The sequence below is a fragment of the Methylobacterium sp. WL18 genome (assembly GCF_008040015.1).
Classification (GTDB): Bacteria; Pseudomonadota; Alphaproteobacteria; order Rhizobiales; family Beijerinckiaceae; genus Methylobacterium; species Methylobacterium mesophilicum.
In genome coordinates this window covers 1-17787 of sequence record NZ_VRVD01000044.1, presented here as the reverse complement: position 1 = coordinate 17787, position 17787 = coordinate 1, and the positions used below count along the sequence as shown (strand labels likewise).

Here is a 17787-nt window from a genome sequence, read left to right as displayed (position 1 = left end):
ACGCCGCGCCCTCCCACTCGACGAGCTTCCGGCCCAGCTTGATCGCCGGGTAGAACGAACCCGCCTCGACCGCCTCCGCGATGGCGGCGACCTGCGGCGCCGCCGCCGGCGCCAGCCGGATCAGCTCCCCGGCCTGTCGGAAGAACAGGTCGATGCTCGCGGCCGGGTCGTCCGCCAAGTAGATCACCGTCAGGGTCAGGTGAATCTGCTTGCAGGCCGTGTCGGCCTCGCTCTCGGTGATGATCTCGCTCTCGCGCAGGAACTTGCACTGCGTCTCGATCAGGAAGGTCGAGCGCCGGTCGCCGTTGCGAATCAGCGCGCCGTTGATGATCAGCCGCTCGAGCGGTTTCAGTTCCAGGCGCAGGGGCATCGCGTGTTCCTTTCTAGAAGACGCGCCGATCTGATTCGGAATGCGTTAACGTTTGGACAATGGCGGCCGACCGCCGTTGACGCGGCCGATGATCCGGACAGGATTGTCGCGCGGCGCGGAACGTCGATTCTTCGAAGTCCTTTCGCGTCGCTCGCGACGATGCGGCGCCTCAGCCTTCGGAGAATTGCCGATGACCTCTTCCACGACGCGCGCCATCTACCCGTCCCTGCGCGGAAAACGCGTGCTCGTGACGGGCGGCGCCTCGGGAATCGGTGAAGGCTTGGTCGAAGCCTTCGTCGCCCAGGGCGCCCGCGTCGCGTTCTGCGACATAGCCGACGAGCCGGCACACGCCCTGGTGGCGCGGCTCGCCCCCGGGGCCGCGCACCCGCCGGTCTACCGCCGCTGCGACCTCACCGATGTCGAGGCCGTCCGCTCCCTGGTGGCGGAGGTGGAAACGGAATTCGGCGGCCTCGACGTGCTGGTCAACAACGCCGGCAACGACGACCGCCACACGATCGCGGACGTGACGCCCGCCTACTGGGACGACCGGATGGCGGTCAACCTGCGTCACCTGTTCTTCGCCGCGCAGGCCGCCGTGCCGGCGATGCGCCGGGCGGGCGGCGGCGTGATCCTGAACTTCGGCTCGATCAGCTGGCACCTCGGCCTCGAGGACATGCCGCTCTACCAGACCGCGAAGGCCGCCATCGAGGGGATGACCCGGGCGCTGGCCCGGGATCTCGGTCGCGACGGCATCCGGGTCTCGGCCATCGTGCCCGGCAACGTCCAGACACCCCGCCAGGAGCGCTGGTACACCCCGGAGGGCGAGGCCGAGATCGTCGCGTCGCAGTGCCTGGACGGCCGGATCCAACCCTCCGACGTCGCCGCCCTGGTGCTGTTCCTCGCCTCGGACGACGCCCGGATGTGCACGGGGCACAATTACTTCATCGACGCCGGCTGGCGCTGAGGCTTTTGAAGAAGCGGCCATCTTGGGCTGCCAAGCTAACGTTCACCGAGCCCCGGCGGATCAGGATAGGGTTGAAACGTCCGAACGGGACAGCTCCTCCCGGGACGGCGTTGGCTGACTGGTCTCGTTGATGGGTGGCGATCGCAGACGGAGCCGATAGCGCGCCGAATCTGCAGACGGACGATCAGGCGGGCGCAATGCCGACGACCCGGAAGCAATGATCCACCACCTGGGACGAGATCGCGTCCGCCCGCCCGGTCCTGGCGGCCCCCAGGACGACACCGTGGAGCGCGTTGAACAGGAACGCAGCCGTGAAGCGCGCATCCGCGATCGCCCAGGCTTTCGCGTCGCTGCCATCGCCGAGCAATCCCGCGAGATGATCGATCAGGATGTTGTCGGTCAGGCCGTCCTGGCTCGGCGGCGGCACATCGGTGAACACGATCTCGTGCAGGCGCACCGATGTAGCGTATCCCCGGCTGCAGGCCGTGACCCAAGCGGCTAGCCGGCCGGTCCAATCCCCGTCGGCCCGGCGTTCGACCTCCGCCTCGATGGCTTGGAGCAAGGTGTCGACGAACCGTTGGCGCAGACCTCCCGCCACGGCCTCCTTGGAGGCGAAGTGCAGGTAGAAACTGCCCTTCGCCATGCCTGCCCGGGTCGTGATCTGCTCGACGGTGGTGGACGCAAATCCCTGGTCGATGAACAGGCGCTCGGCCGCGTTCATCAGGTCCTCGCGCCGCTCTTCCGGCGGTCTGGTCCTGGGCTTGGTCTTGGTCGGCACGGAAGCGGTCTCGGGAAGGGGGGCGCTCACGTCTGCCTGACGGGTTATCGCGGGGATGGGAAGGGGCGCCGCCGGATGAGAGCAGCGATTCAATTGACTGACCGCCAGTCATTTGTTAGATGGATGACGCGGCGCCGCCCGGGACGCGTGGGCCCGGCGGACGCGGATCGCGCCCCGGGGACGTGCCATGGACAGGACAATCGAACGGTGCCGCGAGGTCCGGCTGCGGACGTACCCCGACGGGATGATCCAGCCCGGCGACTTGGCGATCGTTGAAACGGCCTTGCCGGACATCGGCCCGAACGATCTCGTGGTCCGCAATCGCTGGTTCCGGATCTCCATTTCGACCCGGCTCATGGCCAACCCGGATGCGCAGGCGGTCGAAGGCATTCCGTTTCCAGCGTTGAAGCCCGGCGACGCGCTGGCGGACGGCGCGATCGGCCAGGTCGTCACCAGCCCGCCCGGGAGCGGGTTCGCGGTTGGCGCGTATGTCTCGCATCCCCTGGGGTGGCGGGATTACGCGGTCGTCGATGCCGGACGGTGCGTCGCGCTCGGTCCGGCCCCGATCGAGCCGGCGGCTTATCTCGGCCATGGCTGGACGGCCTACGCGGCCCTGACCCGGGGCGTCACGGTACGCCCGGGCGATACGGTGTTCGTGTCGAGCGGGGCGGGTGCGATCGGATCGATGGCCGGACAGATCGCCCGCAAGCTCGGCGCGACGCGGGTGATCGGCAGCACCAGCACTCAGGGCAAAGCGGAATGGATGACGGACGAGCTCGGCTATGACGCGGTGATCCTGCGCGGCGCAGGCCCGATCGTGGATCAGTTGAAGGCGGCCGCTCCGGACGGCGTGGACGTGTTCGTCGACATGGTCGGCGGCGAACAGCTGGCAGCTGCAGCAGAGGCCGCGCGCGACGGTGCGCGGTTCGTCCTGCTCGGCGCGCTGACCGCCGAGCTGAACGCTGCGGGCGCCATCATCGTCGCGCCGGTGGAGCTCGACTCGTTCCAGCTGATCCTCAGGGACGTCACCCTGCGCGGCTACAGTGCCGATCGCGACAGCGCCGCGGCATTCCCGGCCTGGATCGCCTGGCAGCGCGACGCCGGTCTCCATTTTGCCGGCACGACGGTGACCGGGCTGGAGCAGGCGCCCCGCGCCTTGCACGACGCCTGCGAAGGCCGGCTCAGGGGCGTCGTCCTGGTGGCGCTTTGACCGCGCGCCCGTCACGGGGCATCCCCGCCGACGCTTCGGCGGGGAAGGCGCGGTGGGTCAGCCCTTGCTGGCCTCGTAGCGTGCCTTGTTCTCGGCGTTCGGCGGATAGAGGCCCGGAAGCGCGGCGCCCTTGCCGACCTCCTCCATGAGCCAACCCTCGAAGCGCTCCTGCTCGGGGGCGAGTTCCATCACCGTCTCGATGAGCGCGGCCGGAATCAGCACGGCGCCGTCCTCATCCACCACGATCAGGTCGTCGGGGAACACGGCGACGCCGCCGCAGGCGATCGGCTGCTGCCAGGCCACGAAAGTCAGGCCGGCCACGGAGGGCGGAGCCGCCGCGCCCTGGCACCAGACCGGCAATCCGGTCCCCAGGACGCCCGCGACGTCGCGCACCACACCATCGGTGACCAGGGCAGCCACGCCCTTCTTGGCCATCCGGGCGCACAGGATGTCGCCGAAGATGCCGGCATCGGTCACGCCCAGCGCGTCCACCACCGCGATGCAGCCCTCCGGCATCGCCTCGATCGCCGCCCGGGTCGAGATCGGCGACGACCAGGATTCCGGCGTGGCGAGATCCTCGCGGGCCGGGACGAACCGCAACGTGAAGGCCCGGCCGACGATCCGGGGCTGGCCGGGCCGCAGCGGACGGGTGCCCCGCAGCCAGATGTTGCGAAGACCCTTCTTCAGCAGGATCGTGGTGATCGTGGCGGTGGTGACCTTCGAGAGCACCTCGACGACCTGAGCGTCGCTCGACATCCGCATATCCTTCCCGGCTGGTGCGGCTCTCACGCGAGCCAATCTTCCCGCATCCTAGATGCCATCGCACCCAATGTCGTCCATCCAGCATCCGCAGTGTCGGACGCCTACAGAAATGACGGTCACGTGCGCAGGGCGTATCACCCCTCCGCGAAGGTCGATCGTATCGACGGAACCACTGGCCTGAATCGCGGTTTCTGTATATACTGACAGCGTGCGTTTCACTTACGGTCAGCCCAAGCGGCAGGCGAACATCGCCAAGCACGGCATCGATCTCGCCGAGTTCGAGATGGCGTTCAGTTTCGACCGCTTTCTGACCATCATGACCAAGTCCAGCCGCACTGGGCGCAAACGGTTCAAGCTGATCGGCAGTTGGCACGGCCAGACCGTCGTAGTCGCCATCGTCTCCCCACTTGGCTCCGAGGCGATCGATGTCGTCAGCGTGCGGCTGGCTAACGCGAAGGAGAAAGCCCGCTATGCCGAAGGCTGAGAATGCGCCGGGTTACACCCCGACCGAAGCGTACACCCAGGCCGATTGGGATGAGGTCTCCGATAATCCCCCTTTGACCGAGGCCGAATTGGCTTCAGCCCGTTCCGGTCCACACGGGATGCCGCCTGAGATGGCGGAGACCTTCCTGAAGCACACCGGACGGCCCAAGGACGCGGCGAAGGCCGTCCCCGTCTCGCTGCGTGTACCGCCGGATGTGCTGGCCGCATACAAAGCCCGGGGCCCCGGCTGGCAGACGCGTATGAACAAGGCTTTGGCGGCCGGGCTACGGCCTGAGACCGAGGTAGCCGGGGTGAAACGCACAAACCGTGAGGACAACCGGCGGGAACGATCCGCGCCATCGCCGAAGCGCCGGACCTCTCGGTGACGACGCTCACAGCGGAAGCCCGGACGGAGAACCGTCCGGGGGCGGGGCCTGCCTCAGTCGCAGGTCTCCTTCTTCACGGTCTTGGAATCACCCATCTCGTCCTCCTTGCGCACCGTCTTGGTGACGCAGCCGTCACCGTGATCGTGAACGGTGACGGACTTCGACTCGGAGGCCGGACGATCGACCACCACGGCGGGACGGTCGCGCTCGATCACGGTGGTCTGGGCTTGGGCGGCGGCGCCAAGGCTGAGCAGGGCGGCGGTGGCGAGGAACATCTGGCGCATACGAAAACTCCGGTTTTCGATTTCGGTCCCGAGTAACGGCGGCTCCAGCTTGAGCGTTCCGCAATTTGTGGTGGACGGCTCGGGCCATGCCGTGGCGGCCGAACGCCGGCGATCCAACGGGCGGAGGGGGCCGGAAAGCGGGCCGAACCCGTAAGCGAACGCGGCTCGGCCCACACGTCGTTCGGCTTGGAACGCAGCCGGAGCGACCCCCCCAAAGGACCCCGGGACGGGCTCGCATTCAAGGTCGGCGGACTACGTGCCGGGGGCTCAGCCGCCGGTCATCGGCGGGAAGAACGCGATCTCGGCGGCGCCCGCGATCTGCGCGTCGGGCTTGGCATGGGTCCGGTCGATGGCCGCCCGGACCACCCCCGGATCCTCGAACGCGTAGGCGTATTCCTCGCCGCGGCCACGCAGCCAGGCGACCAGATCGGTCACGGTGGCGACCTCCGGAGGGGGCGCCAGCTCCTCTTCGGCGCGGCCGATTCGCTCGCGGACCCAGGCGAAATAGACGAGCTTCATCGCAACACCGTGCCGGAAGGGGATCGGCGGCCGCCCGTTCAGCGCGGGTCGTCGATCACATGCTTGATCCCGGCCCTCATATAGTCCCAGCCGGTCCAGAGCGTGAGGGCGGCCGCGATCCAGAGCAGCGCGAGGCCGATCGGCTCCGTCCCGGGCAGGACCCGCTCGCCCGCAGGCCCGGCCACCAGGAAGCCGAGCGCCACGAGCTGCACCGTCGTCTTCCACTTGGCGATCTTGCTGACCGGCACGCCAACCTTCAACTCGGCGAGGTACTCGCGCAGGCCCGAGACCAGCACCTCACGGCACAGGATCACGATCGCCGCCCAGACCGACGAGCCGACGATGGTATGGTCGGCAGCAAGCATCAGCAGGCAGGCCGAGACCAGCAGCTTGTCGGCGATCGGATCGAGCATACGGCCGAGCGCGGAACTCTGGTGGTAGGTCCGCGCGACATAGCCATCGAGATAGTCGGTGATCGCCGCCGCCACGAAGACGCCGAGCGCGGTCCAACGCGCGGTGTGCGAGTCGGGCCAGAACAGCAACGCGACCATCACCGGCACCGCGACGAGGCGCCCGTAGGTCAGGCAATTCGCGAGCGTCCAGGCTGGCGACCGTCGTCGGGGAAGGACGGTGTTCATCGCCGGGGTGAAATCAGAGCCGGGCCCGGGCGTCAACGTCTCGGCCGCGGGCACGGCCGTGACGGCGGGATCCTCAGGCGCCGGCATGGAAGAAATCGTAGACCGCGCGCGCGGTCGCGGCGTTCACCCCGGGGGTCTTGGCCAGGTCCTCGAAGGCGGCTCGCTCGATCGCCTTCACGGTTCCGAAATGATGCAGCAGCGCGCGCTTGCGGCTGGGTCCGATGCCGGCAATCTCGTCCAAGGGATTCTTCACCATCTCACGCTTGCGCTTGGCCCTGTGGCTGCCGATGGCGAAGCGGTGGGCCTCGTCTCGCAGCCGCTGTACGAAGTAGAGCGTCGGGTCGCGCGGCGGAAGCTTGAACGGCGGCCGGCCGGGCACGAAAAACGTCTCACGCCCGGCATCGCGGTCGCGACCCTTGGCGATGCCGATCAGCGGGACGTCTTTCACGCCGATCTCGTCGAGCGCCGTGCGGGCCGCGTCGAGCTGACCCTTGCCGCCGTCGATGAGGACCAGATCCGGCCAGGCGGGAAACGCTTCGCCATCCTCCGCGGGCACGGGGGGCAGCTCCGGAGCGCCGTCCTCGACGCCTGCCGCCGCAGCCTCGCGCTCGGTGCGCGGCGCCTCCTTGACCAGGCGCTTGAACCGCCGCTGCAGGACCTCGCGCATCATGCCGTAATCGTCCCCCGGGGTGAGTTCCTCCGACTTGATGTTGAACGTGCGGTAATGCGTCTTCATGAACCCGGTCGGCCCGGCCACGATCATCCCGCCCACCGCGTTCGTGCCCATGATGTGCGAGTTGTCGTAGACCTCGATCCGCCGCGGCGTCCGGTCCATGCCGAAGGCCTGCCCCAGGGCCGTGAGCAACTTGCCCTGCGAGGCGGTGTCGGCCAGCCGCCGGGCGAGCGCCTCCTTGGCGTTGCGCTGGGCGTACTCGACGAGGTTCCTCCGCTCGCTGCGGCTCGGCCGGTGGATCTCGACGCGGTAGTCGACCCGGCTCGAAAGCGCGGCCGCGACCAGTTCGGCATCCTCGATCGGGTGGCTGGTCAGCACCGTGCGGGGCGCGGGCTTGTCGTCGTAGAACTGGCTGATGAACGAGCCGAGCACCTCCTCGGGAGTCATGGTCCGGTCGGCCTTCGGGAAGTAGGCGCGGTTGCCCCAGTTCTGGAAGTTGCGGAAGAAGAACACCTCGATGCAGAACTGGCCGGCCTGCTCGTCGAGGGCGAAGACGTCGGCCTCCTCGACGCCCTGGGTGTTGACCCCCTGCACCCCCTGGATGGCCGAGAGCGCGGCGATCCGGTCCCGGTAACGGGCGGCGCGCTCGAATTCGAGGGCCTCGGACGCCTCCTGCATCTCGGTGCGCATCCGGTCCTTCACGGCGTTGGACTTGCCCGCCAGGAACGCCCGGGCCGCATCCGCCATGGCGGCGTAGTCGTCGGTGCCGATCTCCCCGGTGCAGGGGCCGGAGCAGCGCTTGATCTGATAGAGCAGGCAGGGCCGGCTGCGGTTCTCGTAGTAGCTGTCGGTGCAGGTGCGCAGCAGGAAGGCGCGCTGCAGCGCGTTGACCGTCCGGTTGACCGCCCAGACGCTGGCGAAGGGGCCATAGTAATTGCCCTTCCGGCGCCGTGCGCCGCGGTGCTTCACGATCTGCGGCGCCGGGCCGTCGGCGGTGACCAGGATGTAGGGGAACGACTTGTCGTCCCGCATCAGCACGTTGAAGCGGGGCTTGAGCTGCTTGATCAGGTTGGCTTCGAGGAGCAGCGCCTCGGTCTCGGTGGCGGTGGTGACGAACTCCATCGCCGCCGTCTGGGAGATCATCCGGGCGATGCGGTTCGAGTGCGCCTGGCCCCGCGCGTAGGAGCCGACCCGCGCCTTCAGGTTCTTGGCCTTGCCGACGTAGAGGACGTCGCCCCGATGGTCGAACATCCGGTAGACGCCGGGCGCGTTCGGCAGCGTCGACCAGAACCGGCGGATCACCTCGGTGCCGGCCTGGACCGCGCCGGGGTCGAAATCGAAATCGATCTCCGGCGCATCCTCGGCGGACAGCGCGGCCTCGGACTCGCCAGCGCTCTCTTCGCGCTCGGCGTCGCGGCCGTCGTCGAAGGTATCGGGGGGCAGGTCTGAGAGGGCTCTGCGGTTCATACCGCAGATCTAAGCGTTCCCGGCGCCGAGCGGCACCGGGTCGGCCGACAAAATTGCCGGGCCGAGCCTGCGCGGCCGTCTCAGTCGAACAGCGAGTCGATGTCGTTCTGGTCGACGTGCCCCGGATCGTCGTCGAGCTTCGGCCCGTTGAGCAGGCTGCTCTCGTCGTCCAGCGCGGTCGAGACCGGCATGACGGTGATGAGGTCGCGGAAGCTGTCGAGCTGCGTCCAGGCGGCGATCAGTCGATCGAGGTGCTCCTCGATGAACTTCATCACGCCGACGATCTTGTTGATCCGTTGGCCTGTCAGATCCTGGAAGTTGCAGGCCTCGTAGGCCGAGATCACCCGCTCCTGGATGATGTCGACGTGCTGCTTCATGCCCGGCGGCAAGTTCGCCGTGTAGAGCATGCCGGCATTCGACTCGATCTCCTCGACCGCGTTGAGCAGCTGCGTCGTGGCGCGCTCGGTCGATTCGACCACCGCGTCGAGCTCGTCCGCCGCCCGGCGCATGCCCTTGCCGCTGTTCTCCGACCGGTGGAGCGTCGCCAGCTCGGACTTGGTCCGGGTGATCGCCTCCTTCATCAGGTCGAGTTCGGAGCGCATCGCCAAGGCGTCGTGCAGCTCGCGGCGGCACGTCTCGATCGTCTCGTCGGCGCTCATCTGGGTGATGCGCCGCAGATCCATGATCGCGCTGAGGATCTCGTCCAGCCGGTCGTTCGAGACGCCTGGATCGGGAGCGATGGGTAAAACCGCGGGGAGCCCGAGGCTGTCTTCGATGCGATAGCGCTTCTGGGTCATCGTCGGGGCGTGAGCCTTCAGGATCGGTCGTTCGAACTGTCTACCACAATCGGTTAGCGGACTGTGACTGCCAAGCTTGCCGGCCGGCGATTCCTGTCCGGCGCGCCCGTTTAACCTATCGGAGGTTGTGAGCCGCTGCGATTTACTAGCGATTCACGCTAATCTCGCGCGGCCGGGGAGGGCGCCGGGCCGGCCGGCCGATTCACCATGTTGATTCACCGGAACGCGCGGATGCGGGTGGATCACTGCGCGAATCGGGGCTGTCAGCCCTCCTGCAGGAAGCATCGACGATGCGTGGTTCGGTCCGTCTGGCTCTGTGTGCGGTCCTGGCGACCGTGACGCTGTCCGCCCCGGTTTCCGCGCAGCCGTCGCGCTACGCCGAAGGCGGCGGCTATGGCGGCGGCTATGGCGGCGGACTGATCGAGTACCTCATGACCGGGCAGGCCGGGGGAGGGACCCGGAGCCGTCCGCAGCGCGACGCGGTTCCCCAGCGTGTCGCGGCCTATTCGGGCGAGCTGCTGCCCGCCGAACCCGAGCCCCTTCAGGACATGTCGCGGCAGGTTCTGCCGCCGCAGGCCTACGGTGCACCGCAAGCCTACGGCGCGTCGCAGGGGGATCCGGGCCGCATCGCCCGGGAGGTCGGCCCGGAATACCGCCGCCAGGAGGTCGCCTTCGCGGGGCCGCAGCGGCCCGGGACGATCGTGATCGACACCTCCGCCCGGCACCTCTACCTCGTCCAGCCCGGGCAGCGGGCGCTGCGCTACGGGATCGGCGTGGGTCGCCCGGGCTTCGCCTGGAGCGGCCTCAAGACCGTCAGCCGCAAGGCCGAGTGGCCGGACTGGACGCCGCCGGCCGAGATGCTCGCCCGCCGCCCCGACCTGCCGCGGCACATGGCGGGCGGCCCCGAGAACCCGCTGGGCGCGCGGGCGCTCTATCTCGGCTCCTCGCTCTACCGCATCCACGGCACCAACGAGCCGGGCACCATCGGCCAATCGGTCTCCTCGGGCTGCATCCGGATGATGAACGAGGATGTCGTGGATCTCTACGATCGTGTTCCGGTGGGCACCCGGGTCGAGGTTCTGTAGCCCGCGTGTCCGCCGGCGCGGGAATCCTGTCGGCGCGGGCGCACCAGGTTTGTCGGGTCTGTAAAAAGCTTCGAGAAACGGGAACGTGACTGTTCAAGAGGCCACTGAAGCTTCGAGTTTTTCGGCCCTCCAGGCCGACGATACGCTGACTTCGGACCTGCGCCGACGAAAGGGGGCAGGCGAAGCGCGATCCTCGCAGGGGTGCGCGGCGGTGCCTTCTTGGCCACGGTGAGGAACAGGCCTGCAGCCTGAACCATGCCTCAGAGCCGCATGCTTGATGCTCGACGTGAACCGTCTGGGAGCCGGTCTGCGTCGGAGATCGCGGGCGCTGGGTATCCCCGATCGCCGGCCGCGGCGTAGAATGACGTCAGCGATCGCGCGGCTGGCGGTGGGCCGATGCCTGCATCAGGACTTCGAACAGCCTCCGCTCGATCCAGCGCCGAAACCTGCCGGAGACCGTGCGCCTCGGCAGAAAGCCCGCTGGCAGCATTCGCCAGGCGCGACCCACCCCGCAAGTGCCGAGTAATCCAGGCAGCCTCCGGCGCGCTGGCTTTACCGCCGGACTACCCGCCAGACGAACTTCGTGTTTGCCCACGAGACAGATGGGGACGGCCGGCGGAGGATCTCACACGGGCTCTGCGATGGTTGGCTTTCTGTCTGTCTGCTTTCCATCGGTCGAACCAGAGACGCGGACGCGTGCTTGGGGCCCGACATCGACAGCTCCACCCATCCCAAGCCTGCGACGCCGCTCGGCACCTTCGCAGACGCGGGCGTCGATCCCTGAAGCACCGGCGATCTTACGCACGGGCCGCTTCGAGGACGCCGGTCGCCAGGGCCACCCAATAGGCGGCCCCGATGGGCAGGGCGTCGTCGTTGAAGTCGTATCCAGGATTGTGAAGCGGCCGGCCGGGCTCGGCGCCGTCGGTGCCGAGCCAGACGTAGGCGCCGGGGCAGGCCTGCAGCATGTAGGCGAAGTCCTCCGAGGCCATCGACGGCGCGACGTCACCATGCCGCGCCGGTATGGCCGGGACCCGGGACGCGGCGGCGAGCGCGAGTGGGACGGCGTCCGGGGCGTTGACCGTCGCGGGATATCCGGTGTGGTAATCGACCTCGGCGGCGCCGCCATGCGTGCGGGCGGTGCCCGTGGCGATCTCCGTGATGAGCGCCGCGACCGTCCCGCGCACGCTCTCGGAGAGGCAGCGGACGGTCCCCCGGATCGTGGCGAGGTCCGGGATCACGTTCCAGGCGTCGCCGCCGTGGATCTGGGTGATGCTCACCACCGCGGGATCGAGCGGAGCGATCCGGCGGCTGACGATGGTCTGCAGGGCCAGAACCGTCTCGGAGGCGATCACCAGCGTGTCGATGCCCCGCTCCGGCATGGCGGCGTGCGTCCCCGAGCCCCTGACGCGGATCTCGAACGTGTCGAGGGAGGCCATGATCGGGCCCGGGGTGGTGGCGAAGGCTCCGAGCGGTAATCCTGGCCAGTTATGCAGGCCCCAGACCGTGTCGCAGGGGAACATCCGGAACAGGCCGTCCTCGACCATCGCCCGGCCGCCGCCCTCGCATTCCTCGGCCGGTTGGAAGATGACCCGGACCGTGCCGCGCAGGTCTTCCACGCGGGCGAGCTGGCTGGCGGCGCCGAGCAGCATCGCGACATGCCCGTCATGCCCGCAGGCATGCATCACACCCGGATTTGTGGAGGCGTAGGGCAGGCCGGTCGCCTCGTGGATGGGCAGGGCGTCCATGTCGGCGCGCAGGCCGATGGCCGGGCCTTCCCCCCGTCGCAGCGTCCCGACGACGCCCGTCCGGCCCAGGCCCCGATGGACCTCGAAGCCGGAGGCGGCGAGTTCGCGTGCGACGAGATCCGCGGTGCGGACCTCCGCGAAGGCGAGCTCCGGGTGGGCGTGCAGGTCGCGCCGCCAGGCGAGCATGCGATCGAGGATGTCCGCGTCTATGCTCATGCCGTTCGCTCCCTGGCCGTCACAGGTCCAAGTCCGGCCATCCCTGCGCGTCGGTCGATCCGCCACCGAGCCCGGCCCGGCGGCGGATCGAACCATGTCTCACGTCACCGGCACATGCATCCAGAACTGCGCGATCAGGGTCGCGCCCAGGAACGTACCGGCATTCGCCATGAACGAAACCACGACGATGCGCCAACCCAATTGCCGGAAGGCGGGGATGTCCTTGGCTATGGACAGGCCGGCGAACGTCAGGATTGGGGTGGCCAGGGCGAGGAAGTTGATCTTGCCGGTCAGCGCGGCGATCTCGGCCGCGTACGGCATCGCCGGATAGGTCAGCGCCATGCCGATCAGGGAGACCCAGATCACCGCGGGAAGCTTCCGCGCCGAGAGCACGTAGAGGCCCCAGCCGAGGATCACGACCCCGATGATGATCGCCATCCCGCCCACGACGGCGGCGTCGGGGATCACGCCGTAGGTCAGATAGTTGCCGATGAGCCCGTAGGCGCCGATCAGCAGCCACGCCACCAGCATCTCGGCGAACCCGATCGTCGTTTCCTCATGCGCCGGGGTCACGGCGACGGCCGAGGGCTCCCGGACCGTGTTGGGGCGGTTGCGTCCGAGGATCGGTTCGAGCTTGCCGTAGGCCCAGATCGTGAAGGGCAGCGACAGGAATAGCGTGAAGTAGGTTCCGATGGTCGTGGTAATCAGGTTGCTCGCCGCCGCGAAGGTGGCGACATCCTTGGCCACCTCGGGGGTCTGCTGCGCCGCGATGGCCCCCGACGCGGCGGCCATCATGCTGCCGGATCCGACGCCGGCCCCCATGGCGAGCGCGAGGGGATTGAAGATGTTCAGGCTGGCGATGAGGCCGGCCAGGACGGCGATGAAGACCGCCCCGAACACTGTCCCGGTGAGGTATTCCGCGAGCACGCCGCGCCCCTCGGGGGAATCCATCCCGTAGCGCTCGCCGATGATGGCCAGGCTCGGCTCCCGGCCGACCGAGAAGGTCGCGCCGATGGCCTCCCGCTTGATGCCGAGGAGGAGGGCGATCGGAAGGCCGAACACCATGGTGCCAAAGAAGTGGCCGAACTCCTGGAACACGAGCGACCATCCCGACGCGAAGATCTTCGGCAGCGAGCCGCCGACCAGCAGGCCGAGCTTCGCGATGAAGACGAGGAGGGCCGGCTGCAGGAAGGCGGCCGCGGCCGATTGCGTCGAGGATCGCAGGCGCAGGAAGGCCGGGAGCCGGGGGCTCGCCAGACCGAGGGTTCCGCCGAGCAGGAGGGCCCAGAGCAGGGGCAGCAGGACGATCTTTCCGGTCCCGACGGGGATGTTGATGTTGCCGATGGCCTCGGCGATGACGACGATGACCAGGGCGATCAGGAACAGGCGGACGCGGCTCGGTCTCTCGGCCGGGGCGGACCCGACTGGGATCGGCCCTCGATGGATTGCTTCCTGTGCCATGGCTGTTGTCCTCCCTGCGATCGGTCGCGGCGCTTCTGGTTCTGATTGTTGTTTTTGCGCCGCCATCGGCTCCCGCGGACCTCGTGAGGGGCCCGCGGGGCGACGAAAGCGTCTGTCTGGCGGCAGCGCGTATGGGCGGCCGCTGTCCGGCTCAGCCCACGTAGCCGAAGGCGACGCCGGGTTGGGCTGCGGTCTCGACCCACACGCTCTTGGTCTGGGTGTAGGCCATCAGCGCCTCGCGCCCCGAGGACCTGCCGAAGCCGGAGCGGCCGAACCCGCCGAAGGGCGAGGCGACGTTGATCGTCTTGTAGCCGTTGACCCAGAACGTCCCGGCCCGGACGGCGGCGGCGACGCGGTGGGCGCGGCCGACATCGTTCGTCCAGACCGCGCCGGCGAGGCCGTACGGCGTGGCGTTGGCGATCTCGACCGCCTCGTCCTCGGTCTCGAACGGCAGGACGGTCAGGACCGGGCCGAACACCTCGTCCTGGGCGATCGCCGCATCGGGCGTCACGCCGTCGACCACCGTCGGACCGAAGTAGAAGCCGCCGGTGTCCCGCAGGTTGGCCGGACAGGCACCGCCCGCGGCGACGCGGGCGCCGGCATCCGCAGCCTGGCTCACCATCGCGGCGATCTTGTCAAGTTGTCGGCGGTTGTTGATCGGGCCGATCTGCGTCGTCGGATCGGTGGGCGCGCCCACCGGGATGCGGCCCGCGGCGTGGGACAGCCGCGCCACGAAATCCGCGTGCACCGACCGGTGGACGAGGAGGCGCGAGCCGGCGACGCAGCTCTGCCCGGCACCGCCGAAGATCGCCGCCTGCGCGCCCAACAGGGCACGGTCGAGGTCGGCATCCGCGAACACGATGTTGGCCGACTTGCCGCCGAGCTCGAGCACGCTCGGCACGATGTTGCGCGCCGCCGCGGCCGCGATCTGCGCCCCGGCCTCGGCCGAGCCGACGAACACCACGAGCCGCGTGTCGGCATGGGCGACGGCCGCCGCCCCGGTGGTCGGGCCGGCGCCAGCCAGCACCGAGACCAGGCCGCGCGGGATCCCCTCGGCCCGGTCGCACAGCATCCCGAGCGCCAGGGAGGTCAGCGGCGTCAGCTCGGAGGGCTTCAGCACCACCGCGTTGCCGGCGCAGATGGCCGGGGCGATCTGCCAGCCGGCGGTGAAGATCGGGGCGTTCCACGGCGTGATCTGCACCACGGTGCCGAACGGTTCGGCGCGGGTGTAGTTCAGGTGCGAGGTCGGGACCGGGATGACCTCGCCGTGCAGCTTGTCGCACCAGCCGGCGTAATATTCGAACATCTCCGCGACCTTGCCGACCTCACCGCGCGTGTCGCGGATCGGCTTGCCGGCCGACAGGGTCTCCAGCTCGGCCAACGCGTCGGCGTTCTGACGGATCAGGGCGGCCACCGCCCACATCGCCCGGCCGCGGGCCGCCGCCGTCATGCCCCACCAGGTCCGCTGGGCGGGCCGGGCCGCCGCCATGGCGGCGTCCACGACGGACGCGCCGGCATCCGCGAAGCTCGCCACCACCCGGCCGTCCGCCGGGTTCACGAGGTCGAGGGTTTCACCCGTTCCCACGAGGATCTCGCCGGACACGACGCTGCCGATGCGGCCGCCCAGGGAAAGGGCGGACAGGAGTTCCGAGATGCGCTGCGCCGCATCGCCTTGCACGCTGGTCGACATCAGTTCGCTCCGTTCGTGTTGCGGTAATCGGCCATGCGGGTGAAGTCCGCGGCGTCCGGGATGGCGTCGCGGGTGGTCGCCCAGATCTGCGCGACATGGGCGGACAGCGGCAGGTCGGCGCCGCTCTCGGCGGCCAGCTCCATGGCGAGGCGCACGTCCTTGCGCATCAGCCCCGCGGCAAAGCCGCTGTCGAAGGTGTTCGACAGGATCCAGCGGGGAAACATCACCTCGCTGATCGCGCTGCGCCCCGTGGCGGTGTTGACGACCTTGATCGCCTCCTCGGCCGACAGGCCGGCCGCCTCGGACAGGCGCATCGCCTCGCCCGTGGTCACGAGGTGGGCGGCGACGAGGAGGTTGTTCACGAGCTTGACGATGTTGCCGGCGCCGGACGGCCCGACATGCGGGGCGCGGGCCGACATCGCCGACAGCACCGGCTCGGCCAGGGCGTAGTCGGCCTCCGAGCCGCCGACCATCATCGTCAACGTGCCTTCGGCGGCCCCCGAGGGGCCTCCGCTCACCGGCGCGTCGAGCAGGGCATGGCCGGCCTGTTCGAGGCGGGCCGCAAGCCGCCGGGTGGTGCCGGGATCCGAGGTGGAGGTATCGACGACGACGACCTTCCGGTCGGTCCGGGAGAGCAAGCCGCCCTCCGCCGTGACCACGGCCTCGACATCGCGGGCCAGGGGCAGCGAGAAGACCAGGGCGTCCGCGCGACGCAGGACGTCGGCCAGGTCCGGGACGAACGAGACGCCGGCCGCCTCGACGGCGGCCCGCCGGGCGTCGCTGATGTCGTAGCCGATGACCTTGAAGCCCTTGCGAGCCAAGGTCGCCGCCATCCCGAGCCCCATATTGCCGAGCCCGACGACACCCACCGTCTCAATATTCATTTCGATACCTCCCGTTTAGGAGATGGTATCGATCGCCGATACGGTTGCTACAAGAACTGCTTTTCGAACAAGTCGTTCTTGTTAAGGCAACACTCAGCGTTGCGGCTGGAAGGCGACGAGGTGTTCGGTGAGCCAGCCCAGCAGCCGGCCCATCGCTTCCGGCAGCCGCCGTCCCGAGCGCACGACGAGGTGTGCGCTCGCCTCGGACAGGACCGGGTCGAGCAGGGGGATCACGGTGACCGCGTTGGTCTGCAACTCGGCCGCGACGGCGAAACGCGGCAGGAACGCGACGCCCAATCCCGCCGTCACGAAGCGCCTGTGCATCTCGAAGGACGCGGTCTCCAGCCGTGCGACGAGCCGGAAGCCGCCATCGGCCTCGACGCGTCCCAGCAACTGGCGCACGCCGTGATCGGAGGGAAGCAGGACGACCGGCTCGGAGGCGAAGGTGCGCAGGCCCTTGGGGGTCGAGGAACCGGCGAGGGGATGATCCTTCGGGAGAACCGCCAGCAGCGGCTGCCGCGCCGACACGACGCCGCGCACGTCCGGATGGGCGGGCGGGTTGTAGGCGAGACCGATATCCGTATCGCCCTGTGCGACCGCCGACAGCACGCTGTCCGTGGTCCCAAGGGAGACCTGAAACGAGATTCCGGGATAGGCCGTGACGAAGTTGGCCAGGCCGTTATCGAGCAGGTCGACCAGGAAGCCTGCGCCGCAGGTCAGCCGGATCGTCCCCTGCTGGACGCCGCGCAGCCGTTTGAGGCTGTCCTGGAGGAGCGCGGCCTCGTCGGCCTGGCGCTGGGCGTGCTGGGCGACGATGCGACCGGCCTCCGTCGGCACGACGCCGCGCGGTAGGCGTTCCAGGAGGTTCTCGCCGCACTCGGCCTCCATCTCGCTGATGTGGCGGCTGACCGCGGAGGCGGCGACGTTGAGCGCTTCCGCGGCGCCCCGCACGGAGCCGGTCCGCACGACGGCCAGGAAGTATCGCAGCGCTCGATCGTTCATCGCCGGGTAAGCGTGCGCTCTGGCCCCCCGCATATCAAGGCGCGAGCGCGCATCGACGGGCCCGAACCACGCCGTCTGCCCATCGACCTTCGCCCGTCCGGCGCGACCGGTCGCCCGTCGCTCACGCCGGACCGCCTTCGGCGTCCGCCCCGTGGATGTACCGGCGCTCGTACCGATCGCCCAGACCGGTCAGCACCTCGTAGCCGATGGTGCCCGCATCGGCCGCGACCGCATCCAGGGAGCGGTGCGGCCCGATGATCTCGACCATGTCGTCCTCGGCCAGCGCCCCGGCCGGAAGCGCGGAGGCATCCACCACGATGCTGTCCATCGACACCCGGCCGAGGATGGGCAGCGCGGCGCCGCCCGCCCAGGC

The 17787-nt window shown here is 69.1% G+C and carries 19 protein-coding genes; 5 read left to right on the top strand and 14 right to left on the bottom strand.

Annotation, left to right across the window (positions count from 1 at the left end):
- Positions 1 to 370: flagellar biosynthesis repressor FlbT (locus tag FV228_RS06680; protein WP_147853878.1), on the bottom strand; the 370-nt coding region annotated here is incomplete at its 3' end.
- 190 nt (positions 371 to 560) lie between these two features.
- Here FV228_RS06680 and FV228_RS06675 point away from each other — a divergent pair.
- Positions 561 to 1334 (top strand): SDR family oxidoreductase, encoded by a 774-nt coding sequence (locus FV228_RS06675; RefSeq protein WP_147853877.1) that lies wholly within the window; start codon positions 561 to 563, stop codon positions 1332 to 1334.
- Between the two features lie 184 nt (positions 1335 to 1518).
- Here the strand turns inward: FV228_RS06675 and FV228_RS06670 are convergent, their stop codons facing one another.
- Positions 1519 to 2142 carry a TetR/AcrR family transcriptional regulator gene (locus FV228_RS06670; protein WP_246693851.1) on the bottom strand — a complete coding sequence of 208 codons (624 nt, stop codon included), beginning with the start codon at positions 2140 to 2142 and terminating at the stop codon, positions 1519 to 1521.
- Positions 2143 to 2299: 157 nt separating this feature from the next.
- Between FV228_RS06670 and FV228_RS06665 the strand changes: the two genes are divergently transcribed.
- Entirely contained in the window at positions 2300 to 3322 is a 1023-nt protein-coding gene (locus FV228_RS06665) for an NADP-dependent oxidoreductase (protein WP_147853876.1), read from the top strand.
- A 57-nt stretch (positions 3323 to 3379) separates the two neighbouring features.
- On the opposite strand, the gene FV228_RS06660 is transcribed toward FV228_RS06665, so the two are convergent.
- Positions 3380 to 4078: a ribonuclease activity regulator RraA gene (locus FV228_RS06660; RefSeq protein WP_147853875.1), complete on the bottom strand. Its 699-nt coding sequence runs from the start codon at positions 4076 to 4078 to the stop codon at positions 3380 to 3382.
- 214 nt (positions 4079 to 4292) lie between these two features.
- Between FV228_RS06660 and FV228_RS06655 the strand changes: the two genes are divergently transcribed.
- Both FV228_RS06655 and FV228_RS06650 read left to right on the top strand, forming a co-directional pair.
- On the top strand, positions 4293 to 4568 hold the full coding sequence (locus FV228_RS06655) for a BrnT family toxin (RefSeq protein WP_147853874.1): 276 nt from the start codon (positions 4293 to 4295) through the stop codon (positions 4566 to 4568).
- Positions 4555 to 4953 (top strand): BrnA antitoxin family protein, encoded by a 399-nt coding sequence (locus FV228_RS06650; protein WP_147853873.1) that lies wholly within the window; start codon positions 4555 to 4557, stop codon positions 4951 to 4953. The genes FV228_RS06655 and FV228_RS06650 overlap by 14 nt, the downstream gene beginning before the upstream one ends.
- Before the next feature lie 53 nt (positions 4954 to 5006).
- On the opposite strand, the gene FV228_RS06645 is transcribed toward FV228_RS06650, so the two are convergent.
- From FV228_RS06645 to FV228_RS06625, 5 genes are all read right to left on the bottom strand, one after another.
- Complete coding sequence (locus FV228_RS06645; RefSeq protein ID WP_147853872.1) at positions 5007 to 5237, bottom strand: hypothetical protein; 231 nt, start codon at positions 5235 to 5237, stop codon at positions 5007 to 5009.
- 267 nt (positions 5238 to 5504) lie between these two features.
- Positions 5505 to 5756 (bottom strand): molybdopterin converting factor subunit 1, encoded by a 252-nt coding sequence (gene moaD, locus FV228_RS06640; RefSeq protein ID WP_147853871.1) that lies wholly within the window; start codon positions 5754 to 5756, stop codon positions 5505 to 5507.
- A 38-nt stretch (positions 5757 to 5794) separates the two neighbouring features.
- Positions 5795 to 6394, bottom strand: a complete 600-nt coding sequence (gene pgsA, locus FV228_RS06635; RefSeq protein WP_187193748.1) for a CDP-diacylglycerol--glycerol-3-phosphate 3-phosphatidyltransferase — start codon at positions 6392 to 6394, stop codon at positions 5795 to 5797.
- 73 nt (positions 6395 to 6467) lie between these two features.
- A complete protein-coding gene (gene uvrC / locus FV228_RS06630) occupies positions 6468 to 8534 on the bottom strand; it encodes an excinuclease ABC subunit UvrC (RefSeq protein WP_147853869.1) in 2067 nt (688 codons plus the stop codon).
- 80 nt (positions 8535 to 8614) lie between these two features.
- Positions 8615 to 9331 (bottom strand): protein phosphatase CheZ, encoded by a 717-nt coding sequence (locus tag FV228_RS06625; RefSeq protein ID WP_147853868.1) that lies wholly within the window; start codon positions 9329 to 9331, stop codon positions 8615 to 8617.
- A gap of 290 nt (positions 9332 to 9621) precedes the next feature.
- Between FV228_RS06625 and FV228_RS06620 the strand changes: the two genes are divergently transcribed.
- Complete coding sequence (locus FV228_RS06620; protein ID WP_147853867.1) at positions 9622 to 10416, top strand: L,D-transpeptidase; 795 nt, start codon at positions 9622 to 9624, stop codon at positions 10414 to 10416.
- A 797-nt stretch (positions 10417 to 11213) separates the two neighbouring features.
- On the opposite strand, the gene FV228_RS06610 is transcribed toward FV228_RS06620, so the two are convergent.
- The 6 genes from FV228_RS06610 to FV228_RS06585 form a co-directional block, all read right to left on the bottom strand.
- Positions 11214 to 12377: a M20 aminoacylase family protein gene (locus FV228_RS06610; RefSeq protein WP_147853866.1), complete on the bottom strand. Its 1164-nt coding sequence runs from the start codon at positions 12375 to 12377 to the stop codon at positions 11214 to 11216.
- Between the two features lie 99 nt (positions 12378 to 12476).
- On the bottom strand, positions 12477 to 13838 hold the full coding sequence (locus FV228_RS06605) for a DUF3100 domain-containing protein (RefSeq protein ID WP_147853865.1): 1362 nt from the start codon (positions 13836 to 13838) through the stop codon (positions 12477 to 12479).
- A gap of 151 nt (positions 13839 to 13989) precedes the next feature.
- Positions 13990 to 15528: an aldehyde dehydrogenase family protein gene (locus FV228_RS06600; RefSeq protein ID WP_147853864.1), complete on the bottom strand. Its 1539-nt coding sequence runs from the start codon at positions 15526 to 15528 to the stop codon at positions 13990 to 13992.
- Positions 15528 to 16412, bottom strand: a complete 885-nt coding sequence (locus tag FV228_RS06595) for an NAD(P)-dependent oxidoreductase (protein ID WP_147853863.1) — start codon at positions 16410 to 16412, stop codon at positions 15528 to 15530. Before FV228_RS06595 ends, FV228_RS06600 begins: the two co-directional genes overlap by 1 nt.
- A 93-nt stretch (positions 16413 to 16505) precedes the next feature.
- Positions 16506 to 17414, bottom strand: a complete 909-nt coding sequence (locus FV228_RS06590) for a LysR family transcriptional regulator (RefSeq protein ID WP_147853862.1) — start codon at positions 17412 to 17414, stop codon at positions 16506 to 16508.
- 121 nt (positions 17415 to 17535) lie between these two features.
- Positions 17536 to 17787: alanine racemase C-terminal domain-containing protein (locus tag FV228_RS06585; protein ID WP_281406472.1), on the bottom strand; the 252-nt coding region annotated here is incomplete at its 5' end.